This window comes from Pseudomonas baetica (genome assembly GCF_019733355.1).
Lineage (GTDB): Bacteria > Pseudomonadota > Gammaproteobacteria > Pseudomonadales > Pseudomonadaceae > Aquipseudomonas > Aquipseudomonas baetica_A.
In genome coordinates this window covers 55,848-77,010 of sequence record NZ_JAIHLQ010000007.1, presented here as the reverse complement: position 1 = coordinate 77,010, position 21,163 = coordinate 55,848, and the positions used below count along the sequence as shown (strand labels likewise).

At 58.5% G+C, this 21,163-nt stretch carries 14 protein-coding genes and 1 pseudogene; 1 reads left to right on the top strand and 14 read right to left on the bottom strand.

Annotated features, from left to right (window positions below; translation table 11 throughout):
* Positions 1-284: 284 nt before the first annotated feature.
* Complete coding sequence (locus K5E40_RS08930; protein ID WP_221730397.1) at positions 285-5,516, top strand: hypothetical protein; 5,232 nt, start codon at positions 285-287, stop codon at positions 5,514-5,516.
* A gap of 83 nt (positions 5,517-5,599) precedes the next feature.
* Here K5E40_RS08930 and K5E40_RS08925 read toward each other — a convergent pair.
* The 14 genes and pseudogenes from K5E40_RS08925 to K5E40_RS08860 all read right to left on the bottom strand — a co-directional run.
* A pseudogene (locus tag K5E40_RS08925) lies at positions 5,600-5,812 on the bottom strand (helix-turn-helix domain-containing protein); the annotation flags it as partial.
* Positions 5,813-5,906: 94 nt separating this feature from the next.
* On the bottom strand, positions 5,907-7,370 hold the full coding sequence (gene nuoN, locus K5E40_RS08920) for an NADH-quinone oxidoreductase subunit NuoN (protein WP_221730396.1): 1,464 nt from the start codon (positions 7,368-7,370) through the stop codon (positions 5,907-5,909).
* A 7-nt stretch (positions 7,371-7,377) separates the two neighbouring features.
* On the bottom strand, positions 7,378-8,910 hold the full coding sequence (nuoM, locus tag K5E40_RS08915) for an NADH-quinone oxidoreductase subunit M (RefSeq protein ID WP_064117787.1): 1,533 nt from the start codon (positions 8,908-8,910) through the stop codon (positions 7,378-7,380).
* A 39-nt stretch (positions 8,911-8,949) separates the two neighbouring features.
* Positions 8,950-10,803, bottom strand: coding sequence for an NADH-quinone oxidoreductase subunit L (gene nuoL / locus K5E40_RS08910; RefSeq protein ID WP_221730395.1), 1,854 nt, complete (start codon positions 10,801-10,803; stop codon positions 8,950-8,952).
* Positions 10,800-11,108 (bottom strand): NADH-quinone oxidoreductase subunit NuoK, encoded by a 309-nt coding sequence (gene nuoK, locus K5E40_RS08905; RefSeq protein ID WP_221730394.1) that lies wholly within the window; start codon positions 11,106-11,108, stop codon positions 10,800-10,802. The genes nuoL and nuoK overlap by 4 nt, the downstream gene beginning before the upstream one ends.
* Before the next feature lie 3 nt (positions 11,109-11,111).
* On the bottom strand, positions 11,112-11,612 hold the full coding sequence (gene nuoJ, locus K5E40_RS08900) for an NADH-quinone oxidoreductase subunit J (RefSeq protein WP_221730393.1): 501 nt from the start codon (positions 11,610-11,612) through the stop codon (positions 11,112-11,114).
* A gap of 9 nt (positions 11,613-11,621) precedes the next feature.
* Positions 11,622-12,170, bottom strand: coding sequence for an NADH-quinone oxidoreductase subunit NuoI (nuoI, locus tag K5E40_RS08895; protein ID WP_221610035.1), 549 nt, complete (start codon positions 12,168-12,170; stop codon positions 11,622-11,624).
* A gap of 11 nt (positions 12,171-12,181) precedes the next feature.
* A complete protein-coding gene (gene nuoH / locus K5E40_RS08890; RefSeq protein ID WP_221730392.1) occupies positions 12,182-13,189 on the bottom strand; it encodes an NADH-quinone oxidoreductase subunit NuoH in 1,008 nt (335 codons plus the stop codon).
* Entirely contained in the window at positions 13,186-15,900 is a 2,715-nt protein-coding gene (gene nuoG, locus K5E40_RS08885) for an NADH-quinone oxidoreductase subunit NuoG (RefSeq protein ID WP_221730391.1), read from the bottom strand. Before nuoG ends, nuoH begins: the two co-directional genes overlap by 4 nt.
* A 136-nt stretch (positions 15,901-16,036) precedes the next feature.
* Positions 16,037-17,392, bottom strand: coding sequence for an NADH-quinone oxidoreductase subunit NuoF (gene nuoF, locus K5E40_RS08880; protein ID WP_221730390.1), 1,356 nt, complete (start codon positions 17,390-17,392; stop codon positions 16,037-16,039).
* Positions 17,389-17,886 (bottom strand): NADH-quinone oxidoreductase subunit NuoE, encoded by a 498-nt coding sequence (nuoE, locus tag K5E40_RS08875; RefSeq protein ID WP_003223804.1) that lies wholly within the window; start codon positions 17,884-17,886, stop codon positions 17,389-17,391. The genes nuoF and nuoE overlap by 4 nt, the downstream gene beginning before the upstream one ends.
* A 2-nt stretch (positions 17,887-17,888) precedes the next feature.
* Positions 17,889-19,673 (bottom strand): NADH-quinone oxidoreductase subunit C/D, encoded by a 1,785-nt coding sequence (gene nuoC, locus K5E40_RS08870; protein WP_221730389.1) that lies wholly within the window; start codon positions 19,671-19,673, stop codon positions 17,889-17,891.
* Positions 19,674-19,746: 73 nt separating this feature from the next.
* Positions 19,747-20,421 (bottom strand): NADH-quinone oxidoreductase subunit B family protein, encoded by a 675-nt coding sequence (locus tag K5E40_RS08865; protein ID WP_221730388.1) that lies wholly within the window; start codon positions 20,419-20,421, stop codon positions 19,747-19,749.
* Between the two features lie 10 nt (positions 20,422-20,431).
* Positions 20,432-20,845: an NADH-quinone oxidoreductase subunit A gene (locus K5E40_RS08860; protein WP_003223812.1), complete on the bottom strand. Its 414-nt coding sequence runs from the start codon at positions 20,843-20,845 to the stop codon at positions 20,432-20,434.
* Positions 20,846-21,163 lie beyond the last annotated feature (318 nt).

Below are 21,163 nucleotides of genomic sequence, written 5' to 3'. Positions count from 1 at the left end.
CTTGTTTGTAGGTTTGGTTTTTGCGGCTTTTGAAACGCTTTTTCTTGTGTTGGCTTTTTTTCTGACGACTTTTTTATAATAAAAACGAAGTTTTTTTGAAGGGTTGATTTCTGTTAGTTATGAAGGCCTGTCAGAAGTGACAGTTGTGAGTGGCCTGCGCAATAAACTATTGTGTCTTTCAGTTCGCTCCCGGTAGGTAGGCAAACTTTTGTGTTGTGTTTTTTACATTATTTGCTGCTGTGCCTTTTTCTAATTTGAATTTCCAATAGTCAGGGAGACCCCTCATGGAAACTGACGATACTAAAAAAGAAGGCAGCGCTGTGGAAGTGCCGGAAAATTCGTACGCTATCGGCGGCGGAGAATTTATTGAATATTCAGCGGGTAGCATTCAGGGGGAGGGCGCTGAAGGAAATAATGTTAAGTCATTTTCAACATTGGTGTTGCATGTGAAGTACCCGGATTTATTCCTGCCATGGGAGGCAAAGCTTTTAGTGGAGTGTTTTTGGAATCCTTCAGGCTCTTTGTTTTCTTGTCAGGCAAAGCGTTATGCGGCAACCGATAACGGCAGGCGCAAGGGTAATGTCTACTTGAGTTTTAGCTCGGCAGGGAGTTGGTCTGAAAGGGAATTAACAAACGATAACGCGATTCAGGATGGTTATTGGCATGAAATCAGTGGTGGCGGTTCTATAGCAGGTAATAAGCATTCGGCAGAAGTGGAATTCAAGTTTACGTATGATCATGAGTTAAGTTCTGACAAGTCGAAATCCCTCTCGGTAACCATGAGATTTGAAGTTGACTTTCCGCCCCCCGCGATCACAAATCCTAAGGTTGTACATACTCCGCTACCGCAAATAAGTGGAAGAGGTTATCCAGACGCCTTGGTCAAACTGTATGAGTATGATCAACGTGAGTTGGTGATCGGAACTGCGCCGGTGGATGAAGATGGCAACTGGACGGCTACCCTGACAAAGCCTCTGCCGATGACCGAGAGCTTTTCGATGACGGCGTTGCAGGTCTATGAGGATGTACCCTCTCGCTGGGCGGTCTATACCAATTTTGCCGCCCTGTTTGCGCCGCAAATTGTCGGCGTCATTGTTTACCCACACCGTAAAGTCAGCGTTAGCGGCGAGGGTGGCCTCAAGAACGCCACGCTTGAGATCTGGCTTGAGGACAAGAACAAGGGTGTTCAGTTAACCACGACTGTTTGGCAGGATGGCAATTGGTCGGTTAGTAGCGGTGAAGCGTGGCCCCCTGGTAAGCATTTGATCACTGCAAAACAGGTAGGACCGGTCAGCGGACAGAGCTCTGCCTGGTCAGATATCAAGGTCGTCAGCGTAAAACCGCCTACGCTGCAGATCGAATCTCCACCCCACTACAGCTCAGTAAAACAGGTGCTGAAGATCAATGGTGTCTGGCCGGAGAAGGCCACTCTGCAAATATTCACGGAAAAAGACGAACCCGTTGCTGGCAGCTTCAATAGCTCCACTCACACTTTCACACCGTCGGGAGCGTGGGCGGTGGGCTCCACGAAGATCAAGGCCGTGCAGACCGTGGGCGATGTGGCATCTGATTCAAGCAGACTGGTACCCGTCAATGTTCGTCCTTCCAGTCCGATCATCGAGCGGCCTCCCGTTCCGGTCACAGCCAGGCAGACGCTGAGCATCAAATCCGTTTCACTCGATGCTACTTTGCTGGAAATGTTCAACGAAGTTGACGCAAAAGTGGCAGGCGAATTTACGGGCAGCGGCACGACCCGTTCCTTCACTCCGGCGCAAGACTGGTCTGTGTCCACCCAAGTCAAGATCGTACAGACCGTAGACGGTATCCCCTCCAATCCAAGCGAGCTGGTGCCCATTGTGGTGAAACTGTTTATTGCTCCGCCACCTGACCCGGCAGCAGTAAAAGAGGTGCTGGCCATCAGTTTCTCCTCATCCGGTCAAAACGACTTGCAAATGTACACGCAGGCAGGCGGACCGGTTGCAGGCTCCTTCACGGACAGCGTCCCCGTTCGCTACTTCAACCCGACGGCGGCGTGGAAGGTGGGAAAGACCACGGTCAAGGTTGTGCAGACCGTGGGCAACGTCGCCAATACAAGCAATCTGGTTACCGTTGCGGTGCAACCCTCCAAACTGTCGATTGCTCAGCCACCGAGCTACGTGAGCTCGAGATACGCACTTATCCTTGAGGACGCTTCATTCGCCCCCGGCACATTGCACATGTTGACCGAAGCAGGCGCAACGGTGACTGGCGAATTCAGCACTGGAACCCCTTGCAAGTTCACACCGTCGCCGCCTTGGCCTGCGGGCAACAATGCGGTCATGGCCGTGCAGTCCGTGGACGGCGTGTCATCCGATCCAAGCAATGTGGTTACCTTTTTGGTGCAACCCTCCCAGCCGGAAATCGACCAGCCACCGAAACCGGCCGTGCCGAGACAGCGTCTGAACATTACCGGCGTCGTCCCCGGTGCCGTTGCCTTGCAAATGTTTACCGAGGACGGCGCGGCGGTTGAAGGTGATTTTACGGGAGTCGACGCATCGCGTACGTTCACACCGACTGCGGACTGGGCCGGCACGCAAAAAATCAAGGTCGTGCAGACCATCGACGGTGCAGCGTCGTCGCCAAGCGTATTGGTTATTGTGTACGCGCCCCCCAAAAAACCGGAAATCGAACAACCACCCATCCCGGCGTCATCGCATCAGGTGCTGACCATCAAGGATGTTTCAAGCGGTATTGTCACCCTGCGAATGTTCACGGAAGCAGGCACCAGGGTGGATGGCGAATTCAGATCAAACGGTTATATCGCCACCTTCACGCCAAGGTTCGGGTGGGCACCGGGCAGGACTTCGGTCAAGGTCATGCAGACCGTCAGTGGCGTGAATTCCGAGTCAAGCGATGTGGTTTGCGTTGTGATGCGCCCCTACAAACCGGTCATCCGACAGCCATTGAACCCGGTCACTTCGAAACAGCAACTGACCATTACCAGCGTAGTGGCCGGTGACGTTACCCTGCAAATGCTGACCGAGGACGGCGAAACGGTGCCGGGTTATTTCGATGGCAGTGACGTATCGCGCATCTTTACACCCGCCATGGATTGGACAGGAACCACCCAGGTCGAGGCGGTACAGGCCGTGGATGATGTGTTCTCTGACCCAAGCGACCCGGTCACCGTTTCGGTGACCGCGAAACCACCCAGGCCAGCGATCACCCACCCTCTACCGAAAACCGGTCATTTGGCCAATGTCAGGGTGGAAGGAACTTGCGTGGCTGGGGCGACAGTCTTCGTGCAATTCGACAGTGGCGAACCTGTACCGGGCACCGTGACCTACGACGCAACCCTATGGTTTTTCGAATTCCCCTGGCAGCCCGGGCAACAACTGATCAAAGCGCAACAGAGCGTAAACGGGGAAACGTCCGAAGCCACCGATAGGCTTGAGTTCTACATCAAGCCTCCAAAACCGGCTATCGCGGCACCGCCCGCCCCGGTCGCACTGAAACAGCCGCTGAACATTACCGAGGTGGCATCCGGAGCGGTCACCCTGAAAATGCTCATCGACAACGATGAACCGGTGGCTGGCGACTTCACCGGCAGTGGGGCGGAACGTACCTTCACCCCGTCAGCGGAATGGGTGCCTGGCGAAAATACGGTCAAGGTCGTGCAGACCGTAAACAGCGTGGACTCCGATGCCAGTGACACCTGTACCTTTACCGTGGACGCGGCGGACAGGCCCGATCCCCCCAGGTTCCAACAACCGCAGGCGGGCAGCGGAACCTCGAGATACCCCACCATTCAGGTCGTCGGCCTGCCCGGTGCACTGCTCACCGTCCGGCTTGTCGGTGGTGATACGTTGTGCGAGGACACAGCAAACGCCGATGGCATTCTGGAGTTCATGGTGGTGAATCCTTTGGTGCCTGGCACCAACGAACTTCAAGCGAAACAGGCAAGCAATGGCCCGGATTCCGATTGGAGTGCACCTCACGTGTTCACCGTACACGCACCCCCAGCAACTCCGGTTATTCGAGTGCCAGGAGCGAATGGCAATGCATTGCGCCGTCCCAGGATCCAGGGCAGCGGTGAAACCGGTGGGCAGATCGTGCTGCGCCATGTCGCAGAACCCGAGCTCCCGTTTGCCTCTATCGACGGCTCTATCACTTGGCGCTGGAACGCCGAGGAGGAGTGGGAAGTTGATACTTACGACATTCAGGCGCAGCAGATAGCCGACGGAGACTGTTCCGAGTGGACTCAACCTCACCGTTTCCACGTGGTCGAGTCACTGTACGGAATCGGTGACGCCATTCCGGTACTTGGCACGCCGGTCGTTGGCACAGGGCAGAGCGTAGTGTTGCGTGTACAGGTGATCTCTGCAGACAACGGGCAGGCAATCGAAGGCGTGAAAGTGCAGTGGCGCCTCAAAGGCGAGTTGGAACCCTTGACGGAAACCACGACCGACCTCAAGGGCTGGACGCAATATGCCTATACCCCGGACACGATCGGCAAGCGTGAGATCCTGGCGGATATCACCCAGGCCAACGAGGGTGTGGTCATGACCGAAACTTACGAGGTGAACGCTGTTCAGCAGGACGAATGGGCGCAGGAGGCCGAGCTGTATCTGGACGGTCAGCAGGTTGACCTGACCAAGGGCGATCTCGTGTTGTTAAGGGGAAGAGACGTAGCCTATAAGCTGGAACTCAAGGTCAACAAAGACAGTGTTTTGATCGGCTCCAGTGTCACCTTGCAAGACCTGTGGGGCGCTGCGGAGCGTGGCCTGACCTTTTCCCCGGACCTGGAAATGCCTCAGGAGATAAAGGAAGGGCAATCAGCGCATTGGTATATTTTTACCGACAACGGGAATGGCGGCATCTTCGGCTTGAACCTGACCACCCCGGTACTGCCTGACTGGCAAATACCTGCGTATGTGGAAGCGGGGGATTTGGCCGAGGCGGTGAAGGTTGATTTCGATGCATTCCCGCAGCTGTTTGGCGGCGGCCCGGCGTTCCCCTGCCTTGGAGCGACACATACAGTGACCGTGCGACCCCAGGACCGCAGTTTCTTGCTTGGTCACGACGTGGTGCTGGAGTTGAGTGCGCAAGCGGCCGAACTTGGCGTTACCGTGAGTCCGACCGACCCGCAGACATTGAGTGATTCCGGTGTGAACTGGTCGTTGAACTGCGTCAAAAGCACTGCACTTGGCAGTTTTTCGGTGCGGTTGAAAGTCTTGGAGCGGGATTTCAGTTCCTTGGACTTGCCTATGTCTCTGGGGCATAACAAGGCCAGGATATCTGAAAGGTTCGGTCCTCAGGAAATGGGAGGATCAGCCTCGTATTGGAGGTATGGCATTCGCGCGACTTCGACCTTTACGGGACAACCTGCGGAGAGGGTGCCGGTGACTGTCGCGGTGACTGGCAAGCCAACGGTAGAAAACCTCACCGCTTACAATGGTTGGATATATATCAATTACTACGACGGCGAATCTGCAAGTTTGATCATTCGCAACCGCTATGACGGAAGTAGTGGCTGACAAACATTGGTTCGCAGAATGTAGTCAACGCCTTTCCTCGCCAGAGGAAAGGCGTTTTCACTTCTTCAGGCGAACTGTGAACATCAGCTCAGAGGCGCCAGTTGTTCGATCATCTGCGCAAAACGCTGAACCAGACGAATCAGCGTAGTTGCTTGCGCATTAGGTATGGCGCGGTCTTGTTCCCGGTTTTCGAGCGTTCGGGCGTTGGTGTGCAGATACATCGCAAACACCGACCGGGAGAGATTGAGCTTTTGACGGATGGCGACCACTTCTTCAGCGGTGATTGGCAGCCGTTTGCTCGACACATACTGTTTGCTATTGAAAAAATCACACATAAAAAACGGCACCCGAAGGTGCCGTTTTTGTTTGTAGCTAAAGGCGACGGAGCTATCAGCCCGCCAGACCCGCCTGCTGAACCAGTGTCAGCAATGGCTGCGGGTACACACCCAGGAAGAATGCGACCAGAGCGATGGCCAGCAGCATGACGCCGCCTGCCTTCTGTTCCCAGTGCAATTGCGCATCGTGGCGGCGCAGGTTTGGCTCGATCAGGTACAGGGTGACCATCACGCGCAGGTAGTAGAACACGCCGATGGCGCTGCCCAGTACCAAGGACCCGACCAACCACCATTGGTGCGATTCGACACCGGTGGCGATGATGTAGAACTTGCCGATGAAGCCAGCGGTCAGCGGGATGCCGGCCAGGGACAGCATCATCACGGTCAGTACGGCGGTCAGGTACGGACGGCGCCAGAACAGGCCGCGGTACTCGTACAGTGCATCGGCGTCGCGGCCGTTGTACGGCGAGGACATCAGAGTGATCACGCCGAACGCGCCGAGGCTGGTGATCACGTAGGTGACCAGGTAGACGCCGATGGCTTCCACCGCCAGACCCTTGCTCGCCACCAGTGCAATCAGCAGGTAGCCGAAGTGCGCGATGGACGAGTAACCGAGCAGACGCTTGAGGTTGCTCTGGGTCAGTGCCAGCAGGTTACCGAACAGGATCGAGGCGATGGCGATGACGGTCAACACGTCGCTCAGTACGCCACTGCTCGCGGCAGGGGAGATCTGGAACAGACGCACCATCACCGCAAACACGGCCACTTTCGAAGCGGTCGCAAGGAACGCAGCCACTGGTGCCGGAGCACCTTCGTAGACGTCCGGCGTCCACAGGTGGAACGGTACCAGCGACAGCTTGAACGCCAGACCGATCAGCATCATGCCCAGGCCCAGTTGCGCCAGCGAGCTTGGCAGGCCGGTAGAGGCCAGCGCCTGACCGATACCGACGAAGCTCAGCGAACCCGAGTCTGCGTACAGCAGGGCCATACCGAACAGCAGGAACGCGGAACCGGCGGCCGACAGCACCATGTACTTGATACCGGCTTCCAGCGAACGCTTGTTGAAGAAGGCGTAAGCCACCAGACCGTAGACCGGCACCGACAGCAGTTCCAGACCGATGAACAAGCCGGCCAGGTGCTGCGCGCTGACCAGAACCAGACCACCGGCGGCGGCCATCAGGATCAGCAGGTACAGTTCTTCACGGTTGCCCGGGTAACCCGAACCGCCATCGCCCAGGTAGGCGTGGGCGAGGGTGACGCAGGCGAGGGTGGCGACCAGAATCAGCGCCATGTACAGGCAGGCAAAGGTGTCGATCTGCAGCAATGGCGTCACGGCCAGAGGCGCGACTTTCAGGGCTGGCAGGATCGACAGCAAGGCCAGGTTCAGACCGGCCACCGAGATCAGGAAGGTCTGCGAGTGGTTGCGGCGCCAGGCGATTGCCAGCATCACCACGATAATGGTGAGGCTGGTGATCAACAGTGGCGCAAGCGCAATAAAGTGTTGAATCGTGAATTCCATAGCGCTCTTACCGGGCCGAAGCGAGTTGAGTGAAGGCGGTGCCGAGCCACTGCTGAACGCCATGCATCGTGGCGGCAGAAGTGTCGAGGAACGGTTGCGGGTAGACGCCGAGGTAAATCAGCAGCACCGCAAGGCCCAGCACCATGATCAGTTCGCGAGCGTCCATGCCGTGCAGGATCGAATCCGATTTCGACGGACCGAAGTAGGCACGGTGGATCATGATCAGCGAGTAGACCGAACCGAACACCAGACCGGACGTGGCAATCGCAGTGATCCATGGAGCGCTGGCGAAGGTGCCGATCAGGATCAGGAACTCGCCGACGAAGTTACCGGTGCCCGGCAGACCCAAGGAGGCGGCTGCGAAGAACAGGCTGATCGCCGGCAGGTAAGCGATACGCGACCACAGACCGCCCATCTCACGCATGTCACGAGTGTGCAGACGCTCGTACAACTGACCACTGAGGATAAACAGTGCCGCCGCCGACACACCGTGTGCGAGCATCTGGATCACGGCACCTTGCAGCGCCAGTTGGCTACCGGAGTAGATGCCGATCAGTACGAAGCCCATGTGGGAAACGGACGAGAAGGCGATCAGACGCTTGATGTCGGTTTGTGCGAACGCCAGGAACGCACCGTAGAAGATCCCGATCAGACCGAGGGTCATGGCGATCGGCGCGAACTCGGCCGAGGCGTTCGGGAACAGCGGCAGGGCGAAACGCAACAGACCGTAAGCAGCGGTTTTCAGCAGGATACCGGCGAGGTCGACGGAACCTGCGGTCGGCGCCTGGGCGTGAGCGTCAGGCAACCAGGAGTGGAACGGTACGACAGGCAGCTTGACCGCGAAGGCGATGAAGAAACCGAGCATCAGAATGTACTCGGTGGTCATCGACATCTTGGTTTTCAACAGGTCGGCGTAGTTGAAAGTAATCACGCCAGTGTTGTTGAAGTTGACCAACACCAGACCGAGGATCGCCACCAGCATGATCAGGCCAGACGCCTGAGTGAAGATGAAGAACTTGGTCGCTGCGTAGATCCGGGTTTTCTTGCCGTCCGAAGAACTGTGACCCCAGAGCGCGATGAGGAAGTACATCGGCACCAGCATCATTTCCCAGAAGAAGAAGAACATGAACAGGTCGAGGGCGAGGAACACGCCGACAACGCCGCCCAGGATCCACATCAGGTTCAGGTGGAAGAAGCCAACGTGACGTTGAATCTCTTTCCACGAGCAGAGTACCGAGAGGATACCCAGCAGACCGGTCAGCAGGATCATCAACAGCGACAGGCCGTCGAGGGCCAGGTGCACGTTGATGCCGAAGCGCTGGATCCAGACATGCTTGAACTCAAGCGCCCAGGTCGGATCGGCGCCAGGCGCCGGAGCAAATGAATAGTCACCGTGGGCCCACAGCCAGAGGCCGAGGGCGAGTTCCAGGGTCATGGTCAACAGCGCAATCCAGCGGGGCAGGGTAGCGCCGAAGCGCTCACCCATCCAGCACAGCAGGCCGCCGATGAAGGGGATCAGGATTAGCCAAGGCAGAATCATGACGGGCTCGTTTCCTTTCGCAAATTCGCAAGGTTCATATCAGACCGCTACCAGCACGATGGCGCCAATAACCAGCACGGCACCAGCAGCCATCGAAGCAGCGTACCAACGCAGTTGACCGGTCTCGGTGCGGCTCAGGGCAGTGTGACCACCCTTGGCCATACGCGGGATCAGACCGATGGTCTGGTCGAGCGGGTCTTTGCGCAGTACGTGGCTGATCGCAAGGTAAGGCTTGACGAACAGTTTGTCGTAGATCCAGTCGAAGCCCCAGGCAGCGAACCACCAGGCCGAAAGGAAACGGCCGATGCCGCTGTTGGCGATTGCCGTCACGAAACGACGCTTGCCGAGGAACAGCAGGGCCGCCAGCAGGATACCGGCCAGGGCGATGGCGCCCGACGCGATTTCCAGACTGTGCTTGGCTTCGCCACCGGCATGGCCAACGCTTTGCGGCAGTACGCCGTGCAGCGGTGGCACGATCATGGCGCCGACGAAAGTCGACAGCACGATCAGCACCGACAGTGGCAGCCAGTGAGCGATGCCGTGACCGGCGTGGGCTTCGGTCTTGGCTTCACCGTGGAACGCGATGAAGATCAGGCGGAAGGTGTACAGCGACGTCATGAACGCACCGACCAGACCGGCATACAGCAGACCGTGGTTGCCGCTGGCGAACGCTTCCCAAAGGATTTCGTCCTTGGAGTAGAAGCCTGCGGTGACCAGTGGCAGGGCGGACAACGCCGCGCCGCCGACGATGAAGCTGGCGTAGGCCAGTGGCAGTTTCTTCCACAGGCCGCCCATCTTGAAGATGTTCTGCTCGTGGTGGCAGGCAACGATCACCGCACCGGAAGCAAGGAACAGCAGGGCCTTGAAGAAGGCGTGGGTCATCAGGTGGAAAATCGCGCCATCCCATGCACCAACGCCCAGCGCCAGGAACATGTAGCCGATCTGGCTCATGGTCGAGTAGGCGAGGATACGTTTGATGTCGGTTTGTACCAGTGCGGCGAAACCTGCCAGCACCAGCGTCACACCGCCCACAATGCCTACCAGGTGCAGGATGTCCGGCGCCAGGGTGAACAGACCGTGGGTACGGGCGATCAGATAGACACCTGCCGTTACCATGGTTGCGGCGTGGATCAGTGCCGAAACCGGCGTCGGGCCAGCCATCGCGTCCGCGAGCCAGGTTTGCAGCGGCAGTTGTGCCGATTTACCGACCGCGCCACCCAGCAGCATCAGGGTCGCCAACGTGATCCAGAAATCGCCGACCTGGAATTTCTGCGGTGCCAGCACCAGCAGTTCCTGGATGTTCAACGTGCCCACTTGCTGGAACAGGATGAACAGGCCGATGGCCATGAACACGTCGCCGATCCGGGTCACGATGAAGGCTTTGAGTGCGGCGTTACCGTTGTTGCGGTTGCTGTAGTAGAAACCGATCAACAGGTACGAGCACAGGCCCACGCCTTCCCAGCCGAAGTACAGGAACAACAGGTTATCGCCCAGTACCAGGAACAGCATGCTGGCGATAAACAGGTTGGTGTACGAGAAGAAGCGCGAGTAACCCGCTTCACCGCGCATGTACCAGGAGGCGAACAGGTGGATCAGGAAACCTACGCCAACCACCACGCCGAGCATGGTGATCGACAGGCCGTCGATGTAAAGCGCGAAGTCAGGCTTGAAGCCTTCCACCGCCATCCACTGCCAAAGCACCAGGGTGTAGTGACCGCCTTCGGGAGGTGCGACGTTGAATTGCCAGATGACGTAGGCGGTGACAATCGCCGACAAGCCAATGGAACCCACGCCGATCAGCGCCGAGAGGTTTTCCGACCAGCGTCCACGAGAGAACGACAGCAGCAGGAACCCGATCAGAGGGAATACGAAAGTCAGAAAGATTAAGTTCATCCGCGCATCTCACTGGCAGCGTCGATATCGAGCGTGTGGAAGCGGCGATACAGTTGCAGCAGGATCGCCAGACCAATACTGGCCTCGGCGGCTGCAAGGCTGATCACCAGGATGAACATGATCTGTCCATCCGGCTGGCCCCAACGGGCGCCCGCAACGACGAACGCCAGTGCAGAGGCGTTCATCATCACTTCCAGACTCATCAACACGAACAAAATGTTGCGGCGGACCATCAGGCCGACCAGACCAAGGCAGAACAGGATGCCGGCGACGGCTAATCCATGTTCGAGAGGGATAGCAGGCATGTCTTACTCCTTCGCCTCGTTACGGCCCAAATGGAACGCCGTGACGGCTGCGGCGAGCAGCAGCATCGAGGCGAGTTCGACCACCAGCAGATACGGGCCGAACAGGCTGATGCCCACGGCTTTGGCGTCTACGGTGGTGTGGCCGATGGCCTGACCGCTCTGGTGAGCGAACAGCACATACAGCAGTTCGGCCAGCAGCAAGGCTGCGAGAATCACCGGCCCTGCCCAGATGCCGGGCTTGAGCCAGGTACGTTCTTGCTGAACCGAGGCCGGGCCCAGGTTCAGCATCATCACCACGAACACGAACAGCACCATGATGGCGCCGGCGTAGGCGATCACTTCCAGCACGCCGGCGAACGGGGCGCCGAGTGCGAAGAAGGTCATGGCCACGGCGATCAACGAAATGATCAGGTAGAGCAGGGCGTGCACAGGGTTGGTGTTGGTGATCACGCGAAGCGTGGACACAACAGCGATACCCGATGCGAAATAGAAAGCGAATTCCATCGTTCTTCCTTAAGGCAGCAAGCTCTTCACGTTGATCGGTTCGGCTTCGTTCTGCGCGCTGCCTTTGGGCTTGCCAGCGATTGCCATACCTGCAACACGATAGAAGTTGTAATCAGGGTTTTTGCCGGGGCCAGAGATCAAAAGATCTTCTTTCTCGTACACCAGGTCCTGACGTTTGAACTCGGCCATCTCGAAATCCGGCGTCAACTGGATTGCGGTGGTCGGACAGGCTTCCTCGCAGAGACCGCAGAAAATGCAGCGCGAGAAGTTGATACGGAAGAAGTCCGGGTACCAGCGACCGTCTTCGGTTTCAGCTTTCTGCAGCGAGATGCAACCGACCGGGCACGCCACGGCGCACAGGTTGCAGGCTACGCAACGCTCTTCGCCATCGGGGTCACGGGTCAGGACGATGCGGCCACGGTAGCGTGGCGGCAGGTAGACCTGCTCTTCCGGATATTGCAGGGTGTCGCGCTTGCGAAAGCCATGGCCGAAGACCATGACCAGGCTGCGCAACTGGGTACCAGTACCCTTAACGATGTCGCCAATATATTTGAACATGGGTCAAATCCTCACTGAACCGCAACCGCAGGTGTGTTCCACAACACAACCGCAGCGGTTATCAGCAAATTGATCAGGGTCAGTGGCAGGCAGAATTTCCAGCTGAAATCCATCACCTGGTCATAACGCGGACGCGGGATGGAAGCGCGCAGCAGGATGAACAGCATGATGAAGAACGCGGTCTTCAGTGCGAACCAGACGAAAGCCAGTTGCGGCAGGATGCCGAACGGACCGTGCCAGCCACCGAAGAACAGGGTGACCAGCAGCGCCGAGATCAGGATGATGCCGATGTATTCACCGACGAAAAACATGCCCCATTTCATACCGGCGTATTCAATGTGGTAGCCGTCAGCCAGTTCCTGTTCCGCTTCCGGCTGGTCGAACGGGTGACGGTGAGTCACGGCCACGCCAGCAATGAAGAAGGTACAGAAGCCGAAGAACTGCGGAATGATGAACCACAGGTTCTGCGCCTGGTACTCGACGATGTCGCGCATGTTGAACGAGCCGACCTGCACCACGATGCCCATCAGGGCCAGGCCCATGAACACTTCGTAGGACACGGTCTGCGCCGAGGCACGCAAGCTGCCGAGCAGGGCGAACTTGTTGTTACTCGACCAGCCGGCGAACAGCACCGCGTAGACCGACAGACCGGCCATGGCGAAGAAGAACAGCAGGCCGATGTTCAGATCCGCCACGCCCCAGGTCGGGGTGATCGGGATGATCGCAAACGCGATCAGCAGGGCGGACATGGCCACCACCGGCGCCAAAGTGAAGATCACTTTGTCGGCAAACGGCGGGGTCCAGTCTTCCTTGAAGAACATCTTCAGCATGTCGGCGGCGATCTGGAACATACCAAACGGGCCAACGCGGTTCGGACCGTAACGGTCCTGCCACCAGCCCAGCAGGCGACGTTCGACAAAGCTGAGCAACGCGCCTGCAACCACAACGGCCAGCAGAATCACGATGGCTTTGATGACCGAGAGGATCACATCGATCACTTCAGGGGTGAACCAGGTCATTGCGCTGCCTCCTGCAGACCGTCGACGGATACGCCGGCGAATGCCGGTGGAATGCCGGCGATGCCCGCAGGCAATGCCACCAGACCTGCGCCCAGTTCTTCATTGATACGCAATGGCAGACGCAGGGTCTGGCCGGCCACGTTCAGGATCAGCAGTGCGCCGTCGTTGACGCCCAGTCGATCCGCTTCGGACTTGGCCAGTGCAACGTAAGCCGTCGGAATGCGTTCCTGAACCGGAGCGGCTTTCGAAGAGGTTTCTTCGCTGCCGAACAGGTGGAAGAACGGCACGGCTTGCCAGGTGCCCGGCGCCGGGTTGAATGCGCGCGGAGCGGCAGCGAACCAGTTCAGCGAATCACCGGTGCTTTCGATCAGGCGGGTGCCCGGGTCGCCAGCGCGGATGTGACCACCGACTTCGTCCTGGAACTTGTTCCAGGCTTGCGGCGAGTTCCAGCCCGGCGACCAGGCGAATGGCACCTGCTGACGCGGTTCAACCGAGCCCGAGTAACCTTCCATGGAGAAGGCGAACGCGGTGTCTTTGTCTTGCGGGGTGCGTGGTTCGTGAACGCTGATGTCGGCGCGCATCGCGGTGCGACCGGAATAACGCAGCGGCTCACGCGCCAGTTTCAGACCCTTGATGCGGAACGCGGCAGACGGTGCCGCGTCGACGATACGTGCCAGTTGCTCGGTGCTCGAAGCCACGGCAGCGGTGACGTGGTCCAGTTGCGTCCAGTCGATCGGCTGGTTCAGCAGGGTCGAGCGCAGGGCGTGCAGCCAGCGCCAGCCTTCGTGAACCAGAATGCTTGCATCCATGTATTGCGGGTCGAAAACCTGGAAGAAGCGCTGGGCGCGACCTTCCTGGCTGACCAGCGTACCGTCGCCTTCAGCGAAGCTGGCCGCTGGCAGAACCAGATGCGCGCGATCGCTGGTGGCCGTCTTCTGATGGTCGGCAACGATCACCACTTTCGCAGCGTTCAATGCGGCATCGACCTTGGCTTTCGAGGTGCGGGTGTACAGGTCGTTTTCCAGCACGACGATGGCGTCGGCTTTGCCGTCGATCACGGCTTGCAGCGCAGCATCCACCGATTCGCCACCGAGCATGGCCAGACCGAGGCTGTTGGCTTCCGGGACGATCAGGCTGATCGAACCGTTCTTCTCGCGCAGCTTCAGAGCCTTGGCGATGTTCGCCGCCGCTTCGATCAGGGCTTTGGAGCCCAGCGAAGTACCGGCGATGATCAGCGGGCGTTTGGCCGCGAGCAGGGCGTCAGCAATGCGCTTGGCCAGTTCCAGTGCTTCAGCGTCCAGACCTTCAACGGCAGGGGCGCTGGCATCCAGTGCGTGAGCCACGGCAAAACCGATGCGAGCCAGATCGTCGGGAGCGGCGTGAACGCATTCTTCGGCGATGTCGTCGAGCTTGGTTTCAGCCAGGCTGGCGATGAACAGCGGGTTCAGCGCGTGCTGACCGATGTTCTTCACCGCAGCGTCGAGCCATGGCTGTACGCGCATGGCTTCGGCCATGTCTTCAGCCTTGCCCTTGACCGACTGACGCAGGGACAACGCCATACGCGCAGCAGTCTGGGTCAGGTCTTCACCGAGGACGAACACGGCGTCGTGGTCTTCGATGTCGCGCATGTTCGGCACTGGCAGCGGGCTGTCTTTGAGCACTTGCAGGACCAGACGGATGCGCTCCAGTTCGCAGGCTTCGATACCTGAGTAGAAGTGCTCGGCGCCAACCAGTTCGCGCAACGCGTAGTTGCTTTCGAGGCTGGCACGCGGCGAACCGATACCGACAATGTTGCGACCGCGCAGCAGATCGGCAGCCTTGTCCAGCGCCTGATCCAGGCCCAGTTTGGTGCCGTCGGCCAGCAGCGGCTGACGTGGACGGTCGGTGCGGTTGACGTAGCCATAACCGAAACGGCCACGGTCGCACAGGAAGTACTGGTTCACCGAACCGTTGAAACGGTTTTCGATGCGACGCAGTTCGCCGTAACGCTCGCCCGGAGAGATGTTGCAACCGCTCGAGCAGCCATGGCAGATGCTCGGCGAGAACTGCATGTCCCATTTACGGTTGTAACGCTCGGAGTGAGTCTTGTCGGTGAACACACCGGTCGGGCAGACCTCGGTGAGGTTGCCGGAGAACTCGCTTTCGAGGGTGCCGTCTTCAACGCGACCGAAGTACACGTTGTCGTGGGCGCCGAATACACCGAGGTCGGTGCCGCCGGCGTAGTCCTTGTAGAAACGCACGCAGCGGTAGCAGGCGATGCAGCGGTTCATTTCGTGGGAAATGAATGGGCCCAGTTGCTGGTTCTGGTGGGTGCGCTTGGTGAAGCGATAACGGCGCTCGTTGTGGCCGGTCATCACCGTCATGTCTTGCAGGTGGCAGTGACCGCCTTCTTCGCACACCGGGCAGTCGTGCGGGTGGTTGGTCATCAGCCATTCGACAACACTGGCGCGGAACGCCTTGGATTCTTCATCGTCGATGGAGATCCAGGTGTTGTCGGTGGCAGGCGTCATGCAGGACATGACGATGCGACCACGGGTGTCGTTCTCGTCGGTGTACTGCTTGACCGCACACTGGCGGCAGGCCCCGACGCTACCAAGCGCGGGGTGCCAGCAGAAATAAGGGATGTCGAGGCCCAGCGACAGACATGCCTGTAACAGGTTGTCTGCCCCGTCGACTTCGAGCGCTTTGCCGTCTACGTGGATAGTGGCCATGGTTCAAAGGTCTTCGTTGGCCCGGTGTCAGCGGGCGTGGCTAATGGAATCTTGTTATGCGTCCGAATCCAGTCAGCCCCTAAAGGCGTCATCGGACGAAAGGCGAAGGGCACGGACCCTTCGCCTTTTTAAGCGTTTACGCGCCGATTACGATCGGCCTTGCCAGAGGCGGGACGGCGGCGCTTGCAGGCGCAATACCGGCTTCGAACTCTGGACGGAAGTATTTGATGGCACTGCCCAGCGGTTCCACGGCACCCGGTGCGTGAGCACAGAAGGTCTTGCCTGGGCCGAGGAAATTGACCAGCCCCAGCAGGGTCTCGATGTCGCCTGGCTGACCGCGGCCTTCTTCGATGGCCATCAAGAGCTTGACGCTCCATGGCAAGCCATCACGGCACGGGGTGCAGAAACCGCAGGATTCGCGTGCAAAAAACTGCTCCATGTTGCGCAGCAGCGACACCATGTTGACGCTGTCGTCCACCGCCATGGCCAAACCGGTACCCATACGGGTGCCTACTTTGGCGATGCCGCCGGCATACATTTGTGCGTCGAGATGTTCTGGCAAGAGGAAACCGGTACCGGCGCCACCCGGCTGCCAGGCCTTGAGCTTGAAGCCGTCGCGCATGCCGCCAGCGTAGTCTTCGAACAACTCGCGACCGGTCACGCCGAACGGCAGTTCCCACAGGCCAGGATTCTTGACCTTGCCGGAGAAGCCCATGAGCTTGGTGCCCATGTCTTCGCTGCCTTCGCGGGCCAACGATTTGTACCAGTCAACGCCGTCGGCAATGATCGCCGGCACGTTGCACAGGGTTTCAACGTTGTTCACGCAGGTCGGCTTGCCCCACACGCCCACGGCGGCAGGGAAGGGCGGCTTGGAGCGCGGGTTGGCGCGGCGACCTTCGAGGGAGTTGATCAGTGCGGTTTCTTCACCGCAGATGTAACGCCCGGCGCCGGTGTGGACGAATAGTTCGAAATCAAAACCGCTGCCCAGAATGTTCTTGCCCAGCAGGCCTGCTGCCTTGGCTTCTTCCACGGCACGGTTGAGGTGCTTGGCGGCGGTGGTGTATTCGCCACGCAGGAAGATGTAGCCACGGTAGGTTTTCAGTGCGCGAGCACTGATCAGCATGCCTTCGATCAGCAGATGGGGCAGTTGCTCCATCAGCATGCGGTCTTTCCAGGTGTTCGGCTCCATTTCATCCGCGTTGCATAGCAGGTAGCGGATATTGATGGATTCGTCTTTTGGCATCAGGCCCCACTTCACGCCAGTGGGGAAGCCTGCACCGCCGCGACCTTTGAGGCCGGCGTCTTTCACGGTCTGGACAATGTCGTCCTGAGCCATGTCGGCGAAGGCTTTGCGCGCAGCGGCGTAACCGTTCTTGGCCTGGTATTCGTCGAGCCACACGGCTTCGCCGTCGTCACGCAGACGCCAGGTCAGCGGGTGAGTCTCGGCCGAACGCTTGATGCGGTTGGCCGGGCCGAAAGATGTCAGGGTCATACGTAGCCCTCGAGCAGTTTGGCCACGCCAGCAGGCTGCACGTCGCCAAAGGTGTCGTCGTCGATCATCAGCGCCGGTGCCTTGTCGCAGTTGCCGAGGCAGCAGACAGGCAGCAGGGTGAAACGACCGTCGGCGGTGGTCTGACCCAGGCCGATGCCCAGATTGTTCTGGATTTCGCTGACCACTGACTCATGGCCGCCGATGTAGCAGACCATGCTGTCGCAGACGCGAATGATGTGACGGCCGACCGGCTGACGGAAGATCTGGCTGTAGAACGTCGCCACACCTTCAACATCGCTGGCCGGAATGCCGAGGATCTCGCCGATCGCGTACAGGGCGCCATCTGGCACCCAGCCACGTTCTTTCTGAACGATCTTCAAGGCTTCGATCGACGCCGCGCGCGGGTCTTCGTAGTGATGCAGCTCGTGCTCAATGGCCGAGCGCTCGGTTTCACTGAGGGTGAAACGGTCTGTCTGGATAAGCGTGCTGTTCATGCTTAGCGGTCCACGTCGGCCATAACGAAGTCGATACTACCCAGGTACGCAATCATGTCCGCGACCATGCTGCCTTTGATCACCGAAGGGATCTGTTGCAGATGCGGGAAGCTCGGAGTGCGGATCCGGGTACGGTAGCTCATGGTGCCGCCGTCGCTCGTCAGGTAATAACTGTTGATGCCCTTGGTCGCTTCGATCATCTGGAAGGATTCGTTGGCCGGCATGACCGGGCCCCACGAAACTTGCAGGAAGTGCGTGATCAGGGTTTCGATGTGCTGCAGCGTGCGCTCTTTGGGCGGCGGCGTGGTCAGCGGGTGATCCGCCTTGTACGGGCCTTCCGGCATGTTGCGCATGCACTGGTCGATGATCTTGATGCTCTGGCGCATCTCTTCGACGCGGACCATGCAGCGGTCGTAGGCATCGCCGTTGGCGGCCAGCGGCACTTCGAACTCGAAGTTTTCGTAGCCGGAGTATGGACGCGCTTTACGCAGGTCGAAGTCGCAACCGGTCGAGCGCAGGCCCGCACCGGTGACGCCCCATTCCAGGGCCTCTTTGGTGTTGTACTGGGCAACGCCGATGGTGCGACCCTTGAGGATGCTGTTCTGCAGGGCTGCCTTGGTGTATTCGTCGAGGCGTTTTGGCAGCCATTCAACGAAATCTTTCACCAGTTTTTCCCAGCCGCGTGGCAGGTCGTGCGCGACGCCACCGATGCGGTACCAGGCCGGGTGCAGGCGGAAACCGGTGATGGCTTCGATCACCGTGTACGCCTTCTGGCGGTCGGTGAAAGTGAAGAATACCGGGGTCATAGCGCCGACGTCCTGGATGTACGTACCCAGGAACAGCAGGTGGCTGGTGATCCGGAAGAACTCGGCCATCATGATGCGGATGACGTCGACCTTCTCGGGCACTTTGATGCCGGCCAGCTTCTCGACCGAGAGCACGTACGGCAGGTTGTTCATCACACCGCCGAGGTAGTCGATACGGTCGGTGTAAGGAATGAAGCTGTGCCAGGACTGACGCTCAGCCATCTTCTCGGCACCACGGTGGTGGTAACCGATGTCAGGGACGCAGTCGACGATCTCTTCACCGTCCAGCTGCAGGATGATGCGGAAAGCACCGTGAGCCGAAGGGTGGTTCGGACCCAGGTTGAGGAACATGTAGTCCTCGTTCGGCCCGGAACGCTTCATGCCCCAGTCTTCAGGGCGGAAACGCGCGGCTTCTTCCTCAAGCTGTTGCTTGGCCAGGTTCAGGCTGTACGGATCGAATTCGGTGGCGCGCGCCGGGAAGTCCTTGCGCAGCGGGTGACCTTCCCAGGTCGGCGGCATCATGATGCGCGACAGGTGCGGGTGACCTTTGAAATCGATGCCGTACATGTCCCAGACTTCACGCTCGTACCAGTTGGCGTTCGGCCAGATGCTGGTGACGGTCGGCAAGCTCAGGTCGCTTTCGGACAAGGCGACCTTGATCATCACGTCACTATTACGCTCAAGCGACATGAGGTGATAGAACACGGTGAATTCGGCGTCCGAAGGCAGCCCTTGACGCTTGGTGCGCAGACGCTCGTCCACGCCGTGCAGGTCATAGAGCATGACGTACGGCTTGGGCAGGTTTCGCAGGAAAGTCAGGACTTCGACGAGTCTGGCGCGCGCCACCCACAGCACCGGCATACCGGTGCGGGTCGACTGAGCGGTGAACGCTTCGGCGCCAAAACGGTTGTTCAATTCAACGACCACATCCTGGTCGTCTGCCTTGTAAGGCGGGATGTACAGAGCGCTGCCTGTAGTCATGGTTATTTTTTCGCTTTCGGTCAACGTAAAGAATGAAGCCAGCTTCTCGTTTCTTTGTAAGAACAGATCTGGATCAGACTTCGTCAGGGCTGCGCAGGTTGGTGACTGCGATTCGCTGTTCGCGGCGCGCATCCTTCTGCGAAGGCATGTCGGCGCGATAAACGCCTTGATCACCAACGACCCAGGAAAGTGGGCGACGCTCCTTGCCAATCGATTCCTGCAACAGCATCAAGCCTTGCAGAAATGCTTCTGGACGGGGCGGGCAGCCAGGTACGTAGACGTCCACCGGCAGGAACTTGTCCACCCCTTGAACCACGGAGTAGATGTCGTACATGCCACCGGAGTTGGCGCACGAACCCATGGAGATAACCCACTTCGGTTCGAGCATTTGCTCGTAGAGACGCTGAATGATCGGCGCCATCTTGATGAAGCAGGTACCGGCGATAACCATGAAGTCGGCCTGACGCGGCGATGCCCGGATAACTTCGGCGCCAAAGCGCGCAATGTCGTGGGGCGCCGTGAAGGCGGTGGTCATTTCCACGTAGCAGCACGACAAGCCAAAGTTGTACGGCCACAGGGAGTTCTTGCGTCCCCAGTTGACCGCGCCACTCAGCACGTCTTCCAGCTTGCCCATGAAAATGTTTTTGTGAACTTGATCTTCTAACGGATCGGAAACGGTTTCCCGTTCGCCAATCGGATACTGCTCGTTAGGAGCATCGGGGTCGATCCTGGTGAGATTGTATTGCATTGCCAAAGCCTCATTGTTTCAGCTTCGCTTGCCTCTTGCGACGAGCTTCCGGAGCCCAGTCAAGGGCGCCCACTCGGAACAGGTAGACAAGACCTGCCAACAGAATTGCTATGAAAACGAGAGCTTCGACGAATCCGGTCCAGCCGCTTTCGCGGACGGACACAGACCATGCAAAGAGAAAGAGGGCTTCGATATCAAAGATCACGAACAGCATCGCGACCAGATAGAATTTGGCTGAGAGCCGCAAGCGGGCGCCACCGGTAGGTAGCATGCCGGACTCGAACGGTTCGTTTTTGCTGCGGCCCCAGGCTTTTGACCCCAGGAGGCTTGAGACACCGAGCATGAAGGCACACAGGCCGACTACACCCAGAAGGAAAATGGCAAAGCCCCAGTTGTGGGCCATGAGTCCTGTCGCTTCGGGCATGCTGGTAATCCTTAACAGAGAGCAAAGGTCTCTGAGCTTGATAAAGAAATAAAGCAGTGACGATATGTCGCAGCAATCAATCGCGCTGATTTTATGGCTAAACACCCTGCAAGTAAAATTCCTATAGCGAAATTATTTATTGGAATAAGGACATAGCGCACCTCGAATGCCCCGTAGCCCAAGCATAGCGGGCATTAGCCGGATTTCTGCGAATTATGTTTTGTGGGAAATGTAACGAACATAGTTGCTGCTAAATGATAATTGATATCGTTTGGAGTGGTTTTGAAACTGTTTAGCGGGCCAGTAATCAGGAAGTTG

What these genes read in the sequence shown, in the direction of transcription:
- K5E40_RS08930 (WP_221730397.1), top strand. Translation starts at nt 285, where the DNA reads ATGGAAACTGACGATACTAAAAAAGAAGGCAGCGCTGTGGAAGTGCCG.
- nuoN (WP_221730396.1), bottom strand. Translation starts at nt 7,370, where the DNA reads ATGGAATTCACGATTCAACACTTTATTGCGCTTGCGCCACTGTTGATC.
- nuoM (WP_064117787.1), bottom strand. Translation starts at nt 8,910, where the DNA reads ATGATTCTGCCTTGGCTAATCCTGATCCCCTTCATCGGCGGCCTGCTG.
- nuoL (WP_221730395.1), bottom strand. Translation starts at nt 10,803, where the DNA reads ATGAACTTAATCTTTCTGACTTTCGTATTCCCTCTGATCGGGTTCCTG.
- nuoK (WP_221730394.1), bottom strand. Translation starts at nt 11,108, where the DNA reads ATGCCTGCTATCCCTCTCGAACATGGATTAGCCGTCGCCGGCATCCTG.
- nuoJ (WP_221730393.1), bottom strand. Translation starts at nt 11,612, where the DNA reads ATGGAATTCGCTTTCTATTTCGCATCGGGTATCGCTGTTGTGTCCACG.
- nuoI (WP_221610035.1), bottom strand. Translation starts at nt 12,170, where the DNA reads ATGTTCAAATATATTGGCGACATCGTTAAGGGTACTGGTACCCAGTTG.
- nuoH (WP_221730392.1), bottom strand. Translation starts at nt 13,189, where the DNA reads ATGACCTGGTTCACCCCTGAAGTGATCGATGTGATCCTCTCGGTCATC.
- nuoG (WP_221730391.1), bottom strand. Translation starts at nt 15,900, where the DNA reads ATGGCCACTATCCACGTAGACGGCAAAGCGCTCGAAGTCGACGGGGCA.
- nuoF (WP_221730390.1), bottom strand. Translation starts at nt 17,392, where the DNA reads ATGACCCTGACATCTTTCGGCCCGGCCAACCGCATCAAGCGTTCGGCC.
- nuoE (WP_003223804.1), bottom strand. Translation starts at nt 17,886, where the DNA reads ATGAACAGCACGCTTATCCAGACAGACCGTTTCACCCTCAGTGAAACC.
- nuoC (WP_221730389.1), bottom strand. Translation starts at nt 19,673, where the DNA reads ATGACTACAGGCAGCGCTCTGTACATCCCGCCTTACAAGGCAGACGAC.
- K5E40_RS08865 (WP_221730388.1), bottom strand. Translation starts at nt 20,421, where the DNA reads ATGCAATACAATCTCACCAGGATCGACCCCGATGCTCCTAACGAGCAG.
- K5E40_RS08860 (WP_003223812.1), bottom strand. Translation starts at nt 20,845, where the DNA reads ATGCCCGAAGCGACAGGACTCATGGCCCACAACTGGGGCTTTGCCATT.